We start from the raw sequence: 17208 nt of genomic DNA on the forward strand, positions 1-17208 counted from the left end.
CAATCCGGCCTGTCATCGCCGATGGCCTACAATCGGCACATGACTGATTCACCGCGTAATGGCGAACTGGACCTGGCAATCATCGGTGGTGGTGCGGCCGGGGTGCTGGTGGCGATCCAGGTATTGCGCCAGGCGAAGGCGCCGCTGGCGCTGGCCATTTTCGAACCGGCCTCGCAGCTGGCCCAGGGCATCGCCTATGCCACGCCGTGGCCGGAGCACCTGCTGAACGTGCCGGCGGCGAAGATGAGTGCGTTTGCCGACCAGCCCGGCGATTTCCTCGATTACCTGATGGCCACCAACGCCTACCCGGGCGAGGCGCGCGAGGTGCTGGGCGAGCGTTACGTGTGCCGCCACTACTTTGCGGCTTATCTGCAGCAGCGCCTGCAGGAGGCCGCCGCCGCCAGCCCGGCGCAGCTGCAGGTGATCGCACAGCCGGTGCTGGGCCTGCAGCCGGACGACCACGGCTACCAGCTGGCACTCGGCGATGGCCACACGCTGCACGCCGCGCAGGCGGTGCTGGCCACTGGCAACAGCATGCGCCCGCTGCCGGTGGCCGGCGCCGATGCGCTGCCCGCCGATGACGTGATCGAGGCCTGGGACTACGACGGTGTGCGCACCCTTGCCGGCGAACAGGCCGTGGCCATCGTCGGCTCCGGCCTGAGCATGGCCGACACCGTGCTGGCGCTGGTTGCCGCCGGCCACACCGGCCCGCTGCATGTGATCTCGCGCCACGGCCTGCTGCCGCTGCCGCACGCACACGGGGGCCTACCCACGTTCGACCCGGCCACGCTGCTGCCGATGAACCTGCGTCAGCGCCTGCGCGCGTTGCGCGGGTTCGCTCGCCAGGCACAGGCCGACGGCCTGCCATGGCAGGGCGTGATGGACCGCATCCGCCCGCACGGGCAGGCGCTGTGGTGCAGCCTCGATGAGGCCGACCAGCGCCGCTTCCTGCGCCATGCGGTGCGCTACTGGGATGTGCATCGCCACCGCATCGCCGAAGAGGTGGATGTTCAGCTGCAGGCGTTGATCGACAGCGGCCAGCTGCGCGTCCACCGCGCCCGCCTGCAACGCACCTGGCGTGATGGCGATGCCGTGCAGTTGTCCGGCCGGGATGCCTCGGGCGAGGAACAGCAGTGGATGATCGGCGGCGTGATCAACGCCACCGGCGTCGAAACCCGCGCCAGTGCGCTGCGCAATCCGTTGCTGCAACAGCTGCAGGCCGATGGGCTGGCGCGCCCCGGCCCGCATGGGCTGGGCCTGGACAGCTCGGTGCCGGGCGATCGCCTGTGTGCCTCCGGTGGCCAGCCGCAGGCACGGCTGGGCGTGCTGGGCAGCCTGCGCATCGGCAGCCTGTGGGAAAGCCTGGCGGTGCCTGAACTGCGTCAGCAGGCGCACGCACTGGCCACCCAGGTGGTCGCAGGAGCCGCGACGGCGATGCCGTAAAATGGGGGCATGGATGTCTCCCACCTGCTTGATGGCCTGAACCCGGCCCAGCGCGAAGCCGTCTCCGCTCCCCCCGGCCACCACCTGGTGCTGGCCGGTGCCGGTTCCGGCAAGACCCGCGTACTTACCCACCGCATTGCCTGGCTGCATGAAGTCGATGGCGTGCCGACCCACGGCATTTTCGCGGTGACCTTCACCAACAAGGCGGCCGGCGAGATGCGCCACCGCATCGACGCACAGCTGCCCAATGGCAGCCGTGGCATGTGGATCGGTACCTTCCACGGCCTGGCCAACCGCCTGCTGCGCCTGCACTGGCAGGACGCGAAGCTGCCCGAAGGCTTCCAGGTGATGGACTCGGACGATCAACTGCGGCTGGTCAAGCGCGTGGTGCAGGCGCTGGAACTGGACGACGGCAAATACCCGGCCAAGCAGATCGCGTGGTGGATCAACGCGCAGAAGGACGAAGGCCGCCGCCCGCAGCACATCCAGCCCGAACCGCACGACGCGTGGCTGGAAACCATGCGCCAGGCCTACATCGAGTACCAGGCGCGCTGCGACCGCGCCGGCCTGGTCGACTTCGCCGAACTGCTGCTGCGCGCGCACGAACTGCTGCGTGACAACCCGGCCCTGCTGGCGCACTACCGCGCGCGCTTCCGCGAAATCCTGGTGGACGAGTTCCAGGACACCAATGCCATCCAGTACGCCTTCGTGCGCGTGCTGGCCGGCGATTCCGGCCACGTGTTCGTGGTTGGCGACGATGACCAGGCCATCTACGGTTGGCGCGGTGCCAAGGTCGAGAACGTGCAGGGCTTCCTGCGCGACTTCCCGGGCGCGCAGACCATCCGCCTGGAACAGAACTACCGCTCCACCGCCAACATCCTCGGTGCCGCCAATGCGGTGATCGCGCACAACCCGGATCGCATCGGCAAGCAGCTGTGGACCGACAGCGGCGACGGCGAGCCGATCGACCTGTACGCCGCGTACAACGAGATGGACGAGGCGCGCTACATCGTCGAGCGTGCCCGCCAATGGGTGCGCGATGGTGGCAGCTACACCGAAGTGGCCGTGCTCTACCGCAGCAACGCGCAGTCGCGCGCGCTGGAAGAAGCGCTGCTGAGCGAACAGGTGCCGTACCGCGTGTACGGTGGCATGCGCTTCTTCGAGCGTGCCGAAATCAAGGACGCACTGGCCTACCTGCGCCTGCTGTCCAACCGCAACGATGACGCCGCCTTCGAGCGCGCGGTCAACACGCCCACCCGTGGCATCGGCGACCGCACGCTGGACGAAGTGCGCCGCGAGGCACGCGCGCAGGGCATCTCGCTGTGGGAAGCGACCATGCTGGTCACCCAGGGCAGCGCGCTGGCCGCACGTGCGCGCAATGCACTGGCCGGCTTCCTGGTGCTGGTCAACGAGCTGCAGGCGCAGACCCTGCACATGACCCTGGCCGAGCGCGTGGACCACGTGCTGGCGCGCTCGCAGCTGCGCGAGCACTGGAGCAAGGAAAGCCGCAACGCGCTGGATTCGGAATCGCGTACCGACAACCTCGACGAACTGGTCTCGGTGGCATCGCGCTTCGTGCGCCGCGCCGACGACATCGAGGAAGTGGGCGAGGACATGGACGAGCTGGTCGCATTCCTGGCCTACGCCGCGCTGGAGGCCGGCGAGGGCCAGGCGCAGGCGGGCGAGGACGGCGTGCAGCTGATGACCCTGCACTCGGCCAAGGGCCTGGAGTTTCCGCTGGTGTTCCTGGCCGGCCTGGAAGAAGGCCTGTTCCCCAGTGCGCGCTCGCTGGAGGAAAGCGGGCGGCTTGAAGAAGAGCGCCGCCTGGCCTACGTCGGCATCACCCGCGCGCGCCAGAAGCTGGTGCTGAGCTATGCCGAGTCGCGCCGCATCCACGGCCAGGACAACTACAGCCTGCCGTCGCGCTTCCTGCGCGAAATCCCGCGCGAACTGCTGCACGAAGTGCGCCCGAAGGTGCAGGTCTCGCGGCCGGCATCGCTGGGCAGCAGCCGGGTGATGGGCCATGCCTCCATCGAGGCACCGCCGCTGAAGCTGGGCGCGCTGGTCACCCATCCCAAGTTCGGCGAAGGCATGGTGACCGACTACGAAGGCAGCGGCGCCCATGCCCGCGTGCAGGTCGAGTTCGCCGACGCCGGCAGCAAGTGGCTGGTGATGGCGTACGCCAACCTGACGGTGATCTGATCACCGTTCAGGGGTCGGATCCCTTTTCCGTTGGAAAAGGGATCCGACCCCGATTAGGCTGCGCTCATGACCCGCAACGTGCTCTTCCTCTGCAGTCAGAACCGCCTGCGCAGCCCGACGGCCGAGCAGGTGTTCGCCGAGTGGCCGGGCATCGAAACCGCATCGGCCGGGTTGCTGGCCGACGCGGATGAAGTGCTCAGCCCGGAGCTGCTGCAGTGGGCGGACCTGGTGTTCGTGATGGAGAAGGCGCACCGCAACCGGTTATCCAGCCGCTACAAGGCATGGCTGAACGGCAAGCGGGTGATCTGCCTGGATATCCCCGATGACTACGACTACATGGACCCGGTGCTGGTGGAGCTGCTGAAGCGCAAGGTCACGCCATTCCTGCGTTGACAGGCTGTTGTAGAGCCGAGGGCAGCGGCTCCTGCCGCTACCTTCGACTCTACAATGGGGCCTGACTTCTTCCAGGAACGCCCCATGACCGAACCCACGCTGCACGTCACCGTGAAGTTGAACGCCCGGCTGCAGCCGGAGCATCGCCACGAACTGTTCGAGGATCCGCTCGACGCATTGATGCAGGCCGCCGAGATCGGCGAGATCGTCGGCGGCGGTACCGCGATCTCCGATCTGGGCGAGGTCGAATACGGCGATATCGAAGTGGCGCTGGTCGATGCCGATGGCGTGCCGAAGCTGATCGACCTGCTGGAACAGCTGGGTGCGCCGAAGGGTTCGCAGTTGCAGGGGGCGGGCGAGGCCGACCGCAGCTTCGGCGTCACCGAGGGCCTGGGCATCTACCTGGATGGCCTGACCCTGCCGGACGAAGTCTACGAGCAGTGCGATTCCAACCACGTGTTCGAGCAGCTGTCCGAGAACATCGACGGCCTGGGCGAGATCTGCAGCTGGTGGCAGGGCCCGACCGAAACCGCGCTGTACATGTATGGCGAATCGTTCGAGGCGATGCGCGATGCGATCGCCGGGTTCGTGGCCAGTTATCCGCTGTGCCAGAACGCACGCGTGGTGCAGATCGCCTGAGAGCAGGCCTGATGTGGAGCCGAAGGTAGCGGCAGGAGCCGCTGCCAACGTCGCTTGCGATGGCCCGAAGGGTGCCGGTCAGGACGACCGGCATCGCAATGCTCGGCTACAGGAGCAGGTTATCGGCCGGCTGCCTGCCGCGCGTTGTCGCGCAGCGCCATGTCCTTGCCGACCTGGTAGCCGCCGAAAAGCACAGCCAAGGCGACGATCACGGCGACCAGGATGGATTTCCGGGAACTCCAGACGGGCGGTTTGTTGTCCTGCATGTCGGTCATCGTTGAGCGCGGCGGTGCGCCCCCGCCGAGCATGCGCCGCAGTGTCCGGGTACGCAAGCCGACGGTGCGCACACGCCGCTGCGCGGCGCCGGATTGATCCTGCTCAAGGCGCGGCCTGCACATCCGGTGTGCAATGGTGTCGTTCCCATCTGGCAGATCGCTACGGAGCCCCACCATGTACAAGCGCATCCTGATTGCCACCGACGGGTCCGAGCTGGCCGACAAGGGCCTGGCCAAGGGCCTGGAGCTGGCCAAGGACCTCAATGCCGAGGTTGATATCGTGACCGTTTCCGAGCCGTGGGCCGTCGGCATGTACGACGCCATGGGCTGGAGCGTGGGCTACATGAACAGCCCGGAGTACAAGGCAGACCGCGAGGAAGGCGCGCAGAAGGTCCTTCAGCCCGCGCTGGCCAAGGCCGCCGAGCAGGGCATTACCGCCAATCCGGTGCATGTGCTGGACCGCTATGCGGCCGATGGCATCATCGAGACGGCGGGCGAGCGCAACAGCGACCTGATCGTGATGACCTCGCACGGCCGCCGTGGCGTGACCCGCGTGCTGCTGGGCAGCCAGACCGCGGAAGTGCTGGCGCGCAGCACCCTGCCGGTGCTGGTCATCCGCTGATCCACACCCACTGATTCAAGCGTTCCCGGGGAGGGGACCCGACGCCGGCCGCAGGATGCGCGCCGGCGTCATCTTTTGTGGGCCCTGAGCGGCGCACATGCATTCAGATCGATCCATGTGCCGAAGCCATCGGCCATGCACAGATACGTCCGACGAACGGTTACGAACGGCACGCGTGGCCGTTCATTCTTTGTGGCATCCTCCGCGCGGGGTTGTTGAGGTGCACGCATGTCTGGGCAGTGGGCGAATCGCCTGCTGGATGCCAGCGCGTCCTGCTGCGCCTGTCTCTTTCATGCGCTCCGCCCGGGGACTGGCGGGTGCTGTCCATTGTCTTGGACATCCGTCGTCATTGGAGGACACATTCGTGCCATTGAATCGATCGTCGTTCGCACTGCTGCTGTCTGCGGCCCTGCCAGTAGTCGCTGCCGCGCAGCAGGCCGATGCGCCATCCACGGTTGACCTGCCCGGCATGGCCGCGCGCACCGGCAGCCAAACCCTGCAGGTACGCGGTTTCCGCGCCAGCGACGTCGGGGACCATCCGCAACGTGGTATCACGCCTGCACAGGTACAGGCAGTGCTGGATGCCTACTTCGCCAGTCTGGCGCACGGCGCGGACGTGATCTCGCTGGACTTCGCCCAGTTGCAGGGGGCGGCGGATGCAGTGACGGCGGCCTATCGCAAGGCAGGCTTCCTGGTCAGCGTTGCCTATCTGCCTCCGCAGAAACTCGATGCCGAAGGACGCATCGAAGTGCGCGTGCTGGAAGGTCGCATCGGCAAGGTGGTGGTGCAAGGGAACCAGCGCTATCGCACGCATGTGCTCAGCAACGTCGCCGAGCGCCTGCGCGGGCAACCGCTGCGCCAGGCCGACATCGACAGCGCGTTGCTGTATGCACGTGACCTGCCCGGTGTATCCGTGTCCTCGGTGCTGCAGCCTGGCGAGAACGTAGGGGAAACCGATCTTGTACTGGTCGCACGCGAAAGCGGCCGGCCGTACGAAATCAGTACGAGCGTGGACAACCACGGCACCGAGCTGACCGGTCGCGGGCGCGCCCAGTTGGGCGTCACCTGGAACAGTCCGCTGGGACTGGGCGATGTATTTGCGGCCAGTGGCACGTATGCGTTCGATCCGCAGGCCAGTCGCGCTGGCGCGCTGTCCTACAGCGTGCCGTTGCAGGTGGTGCAGGGGCTGTCGGTGCTGGCCGGTGCCAACCGCAGTGAACTGGAGGTGGACGACGGCATCCTGCGTGGCTTCAAGCTCAAGGGCCCCGCCTCGCAGGCCTATGCCGGTGCCGACTGGAAGTTCATCAACCGTCCCGACCTGCAGATGACCAGCTCGATGCGCTACATCCGCGAGAGCTCACGCTTTGAAGCGCTGGGCCTGGTGCTGTCCAAACAGAAGTACGACGTGGCCGAAGTGGGCGCGAGCCTGCGCCACAACGATGCGCGCCTGCATGGCATCAACCTGGCGCAGTTGAGCGTGCGCCAGTCGCTGCATGATCGCTCGGCCGACTTCGATGCGATCAACCCGACCCGCGACAGCCGCTTCACCGTAGTGCGCCTGGGCCTGCTGCGGCTGCAGTATCTCAGCCGCAGCCAGCGCCTGCTGTTCAAGTTCAATGGCCAGTACAGCAACAACTCGCTGCCGGCGCTGGAGCAGTTCCAGGTGGGTGGCAACGACAGCGTGCGGGGTTATGCGCAGGGCGAGACGCTGGGCGATCGTGGCTGGTACGGAGCGCTGGAGTACCACGTCGATGCGCCGGGTTTCGGCGACGTGGTCTCGCCGTTCCGCGGGGTGCCGTGGCGCGAAGTGCTGGAGCTGGACGTGTTCGCTGACCAGGCGCGCGTGTTCGATATCGATGGTGTGGAGGCACCGGCCGATCTGGCATCGGTGGGCATGGGCGCGACTTTCCGCCTGCGCCAGTGGAAGAACCTCGAACTGCGTGTGGCGGCGGCCAAGCCGACCAGCGCCCTGCGACCGGGTGACGGCCGCGATGTCCGCGTGTATGCGCGGCTTGGCCTGACCTTCTGAGGAGCGACCATGAACCGTATCTACCGACTCGTCTTCAATCCTTCGCTGGGCCAGGTGCAGGTCGCCGCAGAACTCGCACGCGGGCCGCGCCGCTGTGCGCCACAACGCACGTGCCGCACGCTGTGGCTGGCGCCGCTGACGGCGGCGCTGCTGCTGACCGGCAGCCTGCCTGCCATGGCGCAGGTTGTCCTGCCACAGAACGGCAGCATCATCGCAGGCTCCGGGGCGATCAACACCAACGGCAACGTGATGACCGTCACCCAGGCCAGCCAGTCCGCGCTCATCCAGTGGAGCAGCTTCAGCATCGGCACCGGCGATGTAGTGCAGTTCAACATGCAACAGGGCTCGCAATCGACGGCCATCAACCTGGTCACCGGCAGTTCGGCCAGCATCATCAGTGGCCAGCTGCTGTCATCCGGCCAGGTGTTCCTGATCAACCCGGCGGGCATCACCTTCACCGGCACTGCCAGCGTCAATGTTGGCGGACTGCTGGCCAGTACCCTGATGCCGGGTACGCCGGGACTGCCGATGGATGGTGGTCCGCTGCCGGCCGCCTTCCAGCTGGCTGGCGGTGGCAGTACTGGCGTGGTCAGCAATCTGGGTGGCACGCTGCGCGCTGCGGCCGGTGGCATCAGCCTGATTGGTGGCGCGGTCTCCAACAGCGGGTCCATCTACGCGGCCAACGGCAATATCGATCTGGTGGCCGCCGGTGCAGCCACGGTGGTGAGCGGCGTGTCCCCGGACGGCATGTCGCGCCTGGCATTTGCCGCCACTGCACCCAGCACCGTGGCCGGTACCGGCGTCAGCAATGTCGGCGTCCTCGATGCACGCAGCATCAGCATGACCGCGTTGATGGGCCCGGGTTTGTCCAGCACAGGCATCAATGCTGGCGGTACGATCACCGCCAATGCGATCGACGCCGGTGATGGCAGTCTCACCATCCACAGCACGGCCCCGGTGGTGACCAGCAATGCCGCCATCACCGCCGATACGGTGGCGGTGGTCGGCAACGCAGTCGGCGGCCCCGTTGCGATCCAGATCGATGGTGGCCGTCTCCAGGCCGGCTCCGTCGCGCTCAATGGCGGAGCCAACGGTGACGTCATGCTGAACGGTGACGTCAAGGCCGACTCGATCAACGTTGCAGCGAACAATGTCGTGCAGGCCAGCGGCGCGCTGGAGGGGGCACTGACCCTGGCCCTCCAGGGCGGCGCAACCCTGGGGCAGAGCAGCAACCGCATCGGAAGCATCGGCGGCAGCGTGGGCTCCGACCTGACGCTGGCCACGTCCATCGGTCTGTCCAACGGCGATGCCTTGTCGGTCGGCGGCTTCACCGCGCTTGACGCCGGCACCGGCAACATCACCTTGACCCATTCCGGAAACAGCTTCGGCAACCGGGTCAGTGCCAATGGCGGTGGTATCGCGCTGGTCAGCAGCGGCACACTCGGGTTGGGCAACATCAACGCCCGCAGCCTGGCCGCGCAGGGCAGCACCATCGACCTGAGCGGCACGATCATCACCACCGGTGATCAGACCTATCAGTCACCGGTGATACTGCGGGGCAACTCGACGCTGCAGGGCAGTACGGTCCAGTTCGATGGCAGTGTCGATGGCAGCTACCATCTGGCGGTTGAATCCAGCGGGCTGACGACCTTCTCCCGTGCCATCGGTGGCAACACCGCTCTGCAGAGCCTGTCCGTCACCACCGGTACCGGCGCTCGCCTGTTCGGCGATGTCAGTGCCACCGGCATGCTCGCTTTCGATGGTCCGGTGCAGGTGTTCGGTTCGCGCAACCTGTCATCCGTGGGTGGCAGCCTGCGCTTCGGTGGCACACTCGATGGCGATGGCGGCTCGCTGAACCTGAGCGCTCGCCAGCTCACGCTGGGTGGCGCAGTGGGGACCCGCGGCGCATTCGATCGCATCTACGGCGGTGCCGACACCCTCACACTGGGCAGCCGCATCGTCGCCAATGGTGAAATCCTGCTGCAGGGTGACGTGCGCCTGGCCGGCGCTACCCAACTGGTCAGCACCGGTGGCGGCACCATCACCACCGACGGCATCTCCAGCAATGTCAGCGGCGGCTACAACCTGGCGCTGAGTACCTCCGGCCGGGTCCAGGTCAACGGCAACATCAGTGCCGCCGATGTCAGCATCACCGGACAGCTCTTCAACGGTCGCGGCATCATCAGCAAGGGCAATCTCGACATCGATTCCGTGGCGAGCCTGGTCCAGCTGGGCAGCTACCAGGTCGATGGCCGCGCGCGGTTCAAGAGCCTGGGCGACATCAACCTGGTTGACGGAGGAAACCGCTTCAGCGGCGAGGTCAGCCTCCTGGGCAGGAAAGCCGAACTGCGTGCGGGCAATCTGCAGCTGGGCAACACCATCCTGTCGGACAACCTGCGGCTGAATCTGGGTGGATCGCTCCAGCAGACCGCCGGTAGTGCGCTGGATATCGGTGGGACCACCCACATCGACGCCAGTGGTTCGGTCCTTCTGAACCAGGTGGACAGCATGGGCAGGCCGGTCAACCAGTTTGCCGGCGCGGTGTCGCTGAAGGGCGATACCAGCTACCTCTATGCCAAAGGCACGCTGGCAATTTCCGGTTTCGACGTGGCCAGCCTGTGGACGATCGCCGATGTCGTGCAGCTTCCCGCCAGTGGCAGGAGCATCGGCCTGCAGTACTTCCAGGGCGATGCCGTGCTCACCGGCGACAGCACGCTGAACAGCCAGCTCGGCCAGATCAACTTCCGCGGCCGTATCGATGGGTCGCATGCGTTGACGCTCACGAGCGGACTCGACGTGGTGTTTGCCGGTGACGTGGGCAGTCGCCAGGCGCTTGCCAGCCTGGGCATCAACAGTGCCGGTCCGCTCCAGCTCGGCGGCAGCATCACGACCGACGGCGCGATCCAACTGGGCAACGTCAACCTGGCCGCGAGCACGCCGCGCTGGCTCAGCATCCGCAGCAACAATGGCAATGTGGTGGTCGGTCGCGTCGACGGCAGCGGTGACGGGCTGAGCAGCCTGGCGCTCAACGCGCACGGCACGCTTGAACTGCAATCGGGAGCAGGGACCACCGCTGGCGCCTGGTTGACCGATCTGGAGCTGAAGGGCTCGAGCGTGACCACCAAGGCGATCCGGACGACAGGTCGGCTTGACGTCACCAGCAGCTCCGGCTTCACCCAGGGCGGTGCGTTCACTGTTGGTGGCGACGCCAGCTTCAGCGCAGGCCCCGCCGGCAATCTGGTACTCGATGCCTATCCCAACATCTTCGGCGGCAAGGTTTCCCTGAAGGGCAACCAGGCGCGCATCCAGGCGCTGTCGGGGCTGGCGTTGGACGGCATCGATACCACCACGCTGGACGCCTACAGTGGCGGTGCGATGTCGCTGGCCAATGCCAATGTCGCTGCAGCTGCCAGTCTCAACGCTACATCGCTGCTGTTCGACGGCGCATCCATGGGGGGGCTGCTGCAGGCCACCGCGCGCACTGGTGACATCCGCCAGGGCAGCGGCACCCTGACCTTCGGCAGTAACAGCGATTTGCGGGCCAGCACCGATATCTTGCTGGGCAATACCGGCAACCGGCTGGGCAGTGCACTGCAGGTACAGGGCCGTGACATCACACTGACCAGCAGTACGGCGCTGGACCTGCAGAACCTGCAGGCCATGCGTGACGTGCAGCTCGGTGGCAACGGCGTGCGGTTGGGTGCCACCTCGGTGCTGGGTGCGCTGCAGGTGAACAGCAGCGGTGCGATCACCCAGTCCGATGCGCTGCAGGTCGCAGGCAACAGCCGCTTCCAGGCAGGTTCGGCCATCACCCTGGACCAGTCCGGCAACCGCTTCGACGGCGCGCTCGACCTGGCTGGCGGCGATATCGACGTGGTGGCTGCTTCGCTGTTGCTGGGCAGCGTGAGTGCAGGGGGCAGACTGGCGCTGGCCAGCGCAGGAGGCATCCGCCAGCAGGGCGGCGTGCAGGTGGCAGGCACCACTCGCCTGAACGCCGGCGGTGCCATTGATCTGCAGGCAGGTGGCAACCGTTTCGGCGACGCTGTCACGGTGCAGGGGCGGCAGGTGGCACTGGCCGCCGATGGCAGCCTGCAGCTTCAACGCGTGACAGCGGACAGCCTGGTTGCGCGAAGTGGTGGGCGTTTGGCCCTGGGCACGGTGGACATCGTTGGCAACGTGGTGCTGGACGGACAGCAGCTGCATCTGGGTACGACCCACGTCGGTGGCAACCTGCAGGCCGAGGGCCGCGATGGCATCGATCAGAGTGGCGCACTGCGTGTGGATGGAAGCGCTGACCTGCGCAGCGACGCGGGCATCGCATTGGCACGTTCGGACAATGACCTGCGTGGTGCGGTTGCACTGACCGGCGTCGGCATCGACCTGGCCGCCGCGGGTGACCTGCGCGTGGCCTCACTCGGCAACCGCAATGCGACGGTACGCCTGCAGGCGGGTGGAGCACTGCAGCTGCCCGGCACCCGGATCGATACCGGCAGCGGTGACCTGCAATTGCTCGCGGTCGGTGCCCTGCAGCTTCCGGCGGCACTCCGCGGCAACAACATCACGCTGCACAGCGGCCAGGACCTGCAGCTCGCCCACGATGTGCTGGCGACAGGCGTACTGCAGCTTGGCAGCGCGGCTGCGCTGACCCAGAGCGGTGGCGTGCTGGCCGCACAACGCCTGCAGGGCAGCGCGGGTGGCAACGCCCGCCTGCGCGGCGACAACCGCATTGCGACGCTCGGCGATTTCAGCAGCCAGGGCCTGGAACTGCAGACCCAGCAGGGGCTGCAGGTGACCGGCACTGTGCAGGCCGGCGCACAGGGCCTGCTCGACGTGCGTGGCGGGGATCTGCAGATCGATGGCAGCCTGCAGGCGGGCAGACTCCGGCTGCAGTCGGCCGGTGCGATCCGTTCCAGCGCCAGTGGCCGCCTGTTCGCCGACCAGCTCAGCGGTCGCGCGGTCGGTCCAACGACGCTGGGCAATGCGTCGTTGTTCGTGGCCAATGCCATCGGCAACCTGGGCGATTTCCAGTCGCCTGCGGGCTTCAGCCTGACCAACACCGGCAACCTGACCCTGGCCACCGTCAACGGCAGCGCATTCAGCGTCGACGCCGGCAGCAGTGCGTTCTACCTGAAGGTCCAGGAGGGTGACATCCGCCAGCTGGGCACCACGCCGGTGCTGGCCGGCAGCAGTCGTTGGTGGTCCAGCGGCGGTATCGGCACCCAGCCTGCGCCGATCCATCTGACCAGCACGAGCAGTACTTACGAGGTCGATTTCGTCGGCCGGCCGCCGGCCTATTTCCATGCCGTGGGCGCAGATGGCCGCCCTCTGACAATGGGCGGTGGACCTGATCCTGGCCCTGATCCTGCTGCGATGGGCCCCGGCGTGCGTGCGCAGGGCGCGGTGCTGCCGCGGGCGGTCTACGTCGATGCGGCTGCGGCCACCATCGAGCCGCGTGCGATCGGCATCACGCACCCCGGGATCCGGTTGCCGACGGGGCTGGCGCGAGCCTGTGACGGTGACGCGGCGGGTTGCGTGCAATGACCCGTTGAACCGGGCGGAGCGTGGCCACTCCGCCCGGTTCGATGCCGGTCACATCACCAGCTGTACAGCTTCCAGTACACCGGCGACACACCATCCTTGTCGTTGTCGAAACGGCCATCGCCGTTCTTGTCGTACATGTAGAACGGGGCGCCGCGCGACGGGGTCACCTTGACCATGCGCAGCTGGCCGGACACGCGGTATTCCTCGATGACATCGCCGTTGTCCATGGTGCGCTTGGACACATCCGCGCCCTTGACGTCCACCGGGGGAGCGCCCGCGCCACCCATGCTGGCGCAGCCAGCGAGCAGGAGCAGGGAAGCCAGCATCAGGGTCTTCATCGGCGGGGGCCTTTGCCTGGAATGAGCCTTGATTATGCCCCATCGCCGGGCACCTGCCGTGTCGCCGCGGTGCAGGCACGGGCGCGTAGAATCGACCCATGAGCAGATTAGTCCTGATCGACGGGTCCAGTTACCTGTACCGCGCGTTCCACGCGCTGCCGCCCCTGTCCAATGCACAGGGCGAACCCACCGGCGCGCTGTTCGGCGTGGTCAACATGCTGCGCTCGACACTGAAGGAGCGCCCGGCCTACGTGGCGTTCGTGGTCGATGCGCCAGGCAAGACCTTCCGCGATGACCTGTACGACCAGTACAAGGCCAACCGCCCGCCGATGCCCGATGAACTGCGCAGCCAGGTCGAGCCGATGTGCCGCATCGTCGAAGCACTGGGCATCAGCATCCTGCGCATTCCCGGCGTGGAAGCCGACGATGTGATCGGCACGCTGGCCCTGCAGGGCGTGGCGCAGGACCTGAAGGTGACCATTTCCACCGGCGACAAGGACTTCGCCCAGCTGGTGCGCCCGGGCATCGAGCTGGTCAACACCATGACTGGCAGCCGCATGGATTCGGACGCCGCGGTGATGGAGAAGTTCGGCGTGCGCGCCGACCAGATCATCGACCTGCTGGCGCTGATGGGCGACACCGTCGACAACGTGCCGGGCGTGGAGAAGTGCGGGCCGAAGACCGCCGCCAAGTGGCTGGCCGAGTACCAGCACCTGGACGGCGTGATGGCCGCTGCGCCGACCATGAAGGGCAAGATCGGCGAGAACCTGCGCGCGGCGCTGGAGCGTCTGCCGCTGAACCGCGAACTGGTGACCATCCGCACCGATGTGGAGCTGGATGCCAGCCCGACCACGCTGGCCCTGCGCGAGCAGGACGTGCCGGAGCTGACCGAGCTGTATGCGCGCTACGGCTTCACCCAGGCGCTGAAGGAGCTGGGTGCGCCGCTGCCGGCGCCGACGGCCGCCAGCGAAGCGACGCCGAGCCTGCGCGGTACCGCGGCTGGCTTTGCCCGCGGCAGCGCCGAGGCGCCGGCCGCCGGCACGCTGGATCCGGCGCTGGCGGTACCGGGTGACTACGAGACCGTGTTGACCACCGAACAGCTGCAGGCCTGGGTTGAGCACCTGCAGCAGGCGGACCTGATCAGTTTCGATACCGAGACAGACGCGCTGGACGCGATGCGCGCGCGCCTGGTCGGTGTCAGCCTGGCGGTCGAGCCGGGCAAGGCCGCCTACATCCCGGTTGGCCACGACTATCCTGGCGCACCGGCGCAGCTGCCGCTGCAGCAGGTGCTGGATGCACTGCGCCCGGCGCTGCAGGACCCAGCGAAGAAGAAGCTGGGCCAGCACGGCAAGTACGACCTGCACGTGCTGCGCCGCCATGGCGTGGAGGTGCAGGGCTACCACGACGACACCATGCTTGAGAGCTTCGTGCTCAACTCCACCGCCACCCGCCACGACATGGATTCACTGGCCCTGCGTTACCTGGGCTACAACACCATCAAGTTCGAGGACGTGGCCGGCAAGGGCGCCAAGCAGATTCCGTTCTCGCAGGTGGGCATCGACGAAGCCAGCCGCTATGCGGCCGAGGACGCCGACATCACCCTGCGCCTGCACCACGCGCTGCAGCCGCAGCTGCTGGCCGAGCCGGCGCTGGACAGCGTGTACCGCGACATCGAGATGCCGCTGGTGCCGGTGCTGACCACGATCGAAGCCAACGGCGTGCGGATCGACACCGACGAACTGCGCCGGCAGAGCCAGGACCTGTCCTCGCGCATGCTGGCCGCGCAGCAGAAGGCCACCGAACTGGCCGGGCGCAGCTTCAACCTGGATTCGCCCAAGCAGCTGCAGGCGGTGCTGTTCGATGAGTTGAAGCTGCCGGCGGTGGTGAAGACCCCCAAAGGCCAGCCCAGCACCAATGAAGAGGCGCTGGAGGCGATTGCCGACCAGCACGAGCTGCCGCGGGTGATCCTCGACTACCGCGGCCTGGCCAAGCTGCGCAGCACCTACACCGACAAGCTGCCGGAGATGGTCAACCCGGACACCGGCCGCGTGCATACCAGCTACCACCAGTCCGGTGCCGCCACCGGGCGCCTGTCCTCGTCGGACCCGAACCTGCAGAACATCCCGATCCGCACCGAGGATGGCCGTCGCATCCGCCGCGCGTTCATCGCCCCGGACGGCTTCCAGCTGCTGGCCGCCGACTACTCCCAGATCGAGCTGCGGATCATGGCCCACCTGTCCGGGGACCCGGGCCTGGTGCGTGCCTTCGAGCAGGGCGCCGACGTGCACCGTGCCACCGCTGCCGAGGTGTTCGGGCGTACGCTGGAGGAAGTGACCCCGAACGAGCGCCGCGCTGCCAAGGCGATCAACTTCGGCCTGATGTACGGCATGAGCGCCTTCGGCCTGGCCCGCAACCTGGGCATCGACCGGGGCCAGGCGCAGGACTACGTGGCGCTGTACTTCAGCCGCTACCCGGGCGTGCGCGACTTCATGGAGCGGATGCGCCAGCAGGCCCGCGACCAGGGCTATGTGGAAACCCTGTTCGGCCGCCGCCTGTACCTGAACGACATTCATGCACGTAACCAGGGCCTGCGCGCCGGTGCCGAACGTGCCGCGATCAACGCACCGATGCAGGGGACGGCGGCGGACATCATCAAGCGGGCGATGGTGGACGTGGATCGGTGGCTGCGTGACAGCGGCGCACCGGCGCGGATGATCCTGCAGGTGCACGATGAACTGGTGTTCGAAACCGAAAGCAGTTTCGTCGAGGAGTTGCGTTTGCAGGTGGTCGAGCGCATGTCGCAAGCGGCCAAACTGCGGGTGCCGCTGGTGGTCGATACCGGCATCGGCAACAACTGGGACGAAGCGCACTGAGGGGGGTTCAGGCCGAAAACGACGTGAATTCGTTCATTCGCCAAAGGTTTCTGACTCGATCATGAATGTTGCCCTGAGCGAGGTTCATTAAATTGGGTCCCTTCACGAACCGTTAGTGTTCGGAGTGCTTCTATAACTCTCGACAGGCGCAACGCCTGTTGTGGATCTCTCCCATCCCCTGGAGCAGATCTCGGAACGGGGACTCCTCCCCAAGTGCCCGTTCCCCGGCCCCGTTGACCTCCCCCTGGTCAGCGGGGCTTTTTATTTGTGCCGTTGCCAGACGCCATGGCCTGCGCCACGCTGGGCCACCGCTCCGCAGGGGAAGACAATGCCCGACCTGTTCGCACTGGCAATGCCGTGGTGGGAGTTCATCCTGCGCGCGGTGGTGGTCTACGTGGTGGTGCTGGGCATGGTCCGGCTCAGCGGAAAACGTCCGCTGGGGCAGATCACGCCCTTCGACGTGCTGCTGGTGGTGTTGCTGGGCAACGCGGTACAGAACGCGCTACTGGGTACCGACACCTCCCTGGGGGGCGGCCTGTTGCTGGCGGCGACCCTGATCCTGCTCAACTACGGGGTGGGCTGGGTGAGTACCCGCAGCCGGCGGATCGAGCGCCTGGTGGAAGGAGAACCCGTGGTGATCGCGCGGGATGGGCGCCTGTTCGATGCCGTTCTGCGCCGCGAGCAGGTCACCCGTGCTGATTTCGAGGCCGCCATGCGCCAGCAGGGCTGCCTGGGCGTGGGGGATGTCGAGCTGGCCCTGCTGGAGATCAACGGGCACATCACGATCATCCCCAGGAAGAGCACCTGACCCTGTAGCCGAGCCCATGCTCGGCTGCCTTGCGCCCGGCTCCAT

General features: G+C 66.9%; 11 protein-coding genes. 9 read left to right on the plus strand and 2 right to left on the minus strand.

The features are described from left to right. The first annotated feature begins 21 nt into the window (after positions 1-21). From AC5P57_RS11375 to AC5P57_RS11390, 4 genes are all read left to right on the plus strand, one after another. Complete coding sequence (locus tag AC5P57_RS11375; RefSeq protein WP_262235548.1) at positions 22-1443, plus strand: FAD/NAD(P)-binding protein; 1422 nt, start codon at positions 22-24, stop codon at positions 1441-1443. A gap of 9 nt (positions 1444-1452) precedes the next feature. Then, the gene (uvrD, locus tag AC5P57_RS11380; protein WP_099551787.1) at positions 1453-3645 is read left to right on the plus strand and encodes a DNA helicase II; all 2193 of its coding nucleotides are present in this window, start codon (positions 1453-1455) and stop codon (positions 3643-3645) included. A 66-nt stretch (positions 3646-3711) separates the two neighbouring features. After that, the gene (locus tag AC5P57_RS11385) at positions 3712-4038 is read left to right on the plus strand and encodes a low molecular weight protein tyrosine phosphatase family protein (RefSeq protein ID WP_099551786.1); all 327 of its coding nucleotides are present in this window, start codon (positions 3712-3714) and stop codon (positions 4036-4038) included. A gap of 84 nt (positions 4039-4122) precedes the next feature. Then, positions 4123-4677: a hypothetical protein gene (locus AC5P57_RS11390; RefSeq protein ID WP_099551785.1), complete on the plus strand. Its 555-nt coding sequence runs from the start codon at positions 4123-4125 to the stop codon at positions 4675-4677. A 119-nt stretch (positions 4678-4796) separates the two neighbouring features. Here the strand turns inward: AC5P57_RS11390 and AC5P57_RS11395 are convergent, their stop codons facing one another. Beyond that, a complete protein-coding gene (locus AC5P57_RS11395) occupies positions 4797-5129 on the minus strand; it encodes a hypothetical protein (protein ID WP_262235547.1) in 333 nt (110 codons plus the stop codon). Between AC5P57_RS11395 and AC5P57_RS11400 the strand changes: the two genes are divergently transcribed. From AC5P57_RS11400 to AC5P57_RS11410, 3 genes are all read left to right on the plus strand, one after another. Continuing rightward, the gene (locus tag AC5P57_RS11400; protein ID WP_005411629.1) at positions 5128-5574 is read left to right on the plus strand and encodes a universal stress protein; all 447 of its coding nucleotides are present in this window, start codon (positions 5128-5130) and stop codon (positions 5572-5574) included. The two genes, AC5P57_RS11395 and AC5P57_RS11400, sit on opposite strands and share 2 nt — an antisense overlap. Before the next feature lie 370 nt (positions 5575-5944). After that, complete coding sequence (locus AC5P57_RS11405) at positions 5945-7603, plus strand: ShlB/FhaC/HecB family hemolysin secretion/activation protein (RefSeq protein WP_428999717.1); 1659 nt, start codon at positions 5945-5947, stop codon at positions 7601-7603. A gap of 9 nt (positions 7604-7612) precedes the next feature. Beyond that, positions 7613-13144, plus strand: coding sequence for a two-partner secretion domain-containing protein (locus tag AC5P57_RS11410; protein ID WP_262235546.1), 5532 nt, complete (start codon positions 7613-7615; stop codon positions 13142-13144). A 53-nt stretch (positions 13145-13197) separates the two neighbouring features. Here the strand turns inward: AC5P57_RS11410 and AC5P57_RS11415 are convergent, their stop codons facing one another. Beyond that, complete coding sequence (locus tag AC5P57_RS11415) at positions 13198-13482, minus strand: DUF2782 domain-containing protein (protein WP_005411628.1); 285 nt, start codon at positions 13480-13482, stop codon at positions 13198-13200. 98 nt (positions 13483-13580) lie between these two features. Here AC5P57_RS11415 and polA point away from each other — a divergent pair, with 98 nt between their 5' ends. Continuing rightward, complete coding sequence (gene polA / locus AC5P57_RS11420; RefSeq protein WP_262235545.1) at positions 13581-16355, plus strand: DNA polymerase I; 2775 nt, start codon at positions 13581-13583, stop codon at positions 16353-16355. 328 nt (positions 16356-16683) lie between these two features. Beyond that, entirely contained in the window at positions 16684-17163 is a 480-nt protein-coding gene (locus AC5P57_RS11425) for a DUF421 domain-containing protein (protein ID WP_099551782.1), read from the plus strand. The last annotated feature ends 45 nt before the right edge of the window (positions 17164-17208 follow it).

This window comes from Stenotrophomonas sp. YJH_SMC_79 (genome assembly GCF_059367995.1).

Bases quoted from the DNA above. Each gene is read 5' to 3' on its own strand.
- AC5P57_RS11375 (WP_262235548.1), top strand. From the start codon at position 22: ATGGCCTACAATCGGCACATGACTGATTCACCGCGTAATGGCGAACTG.
- uvrD (WP_099551787.1), top strand. From the start codon at position 1,453: ATGGATGTCTCCCACCTGCTTGATGGCCTGAACCCGGCCCAGCGCGAA.
- AC5P57_RS11385 (WP_099551786.1), top strand. From the start codon at position 3,712: ATGACCCGCAACGTGCTCTTCCTCTGCAGTCAGAACCGCCTGCGCAGC.
- AC5P57_RS11390 (WP_099551785.1), top strand. From the start codon at position 4,123: ATGACCGAACCCACGCTGCACGTCACCGTGAAGTTGAACGCCCGGCTG.
- AC5P57_RS11400 (WP_005411629.1), top strand. From the start codon at position 5,128: ATGTACAAGCGCATCCTGATTGCCACCGACGGGTCCGAGCTGGCCGAC.
- AC5P57_RS11395 (WP_262235547.1), bottom strand. From the start codon at position 5,129: ATGGTGGGGCTCCGTAGCGATCTGCCAGATGGGAACGACACCATTGCA.
- AC5P57_RS11410 (WP_262235546.1), top strand. From the start codon at position 7,613: ATGAACCGTATCTACCGACTCGTCTTCAATCCTTCGCTGGGCCAGGTG.
- AC5P57_RS11415 (WP_005411628.1), bottom strand. From the start codon at position 13,482: ATGAAGACCCTGATGCTGGCTTCCCTGCTCCTGCTCGCTGGCTGCGCC.
- polA (WP_262235545.1), top strand. From the start codon at position 13,581: ATGAGCAGATTAGTCCTGATCGACGGGTCCAGTTACCTGTACCGCGCG.
- AC5P57_RS11425 (WP_099551782.1), top strand. From the start codon at position 16,684: ATGCCCGACCTGTTCGCACTGGCAATGCCGTGGTGGGAGTTCATCCTG.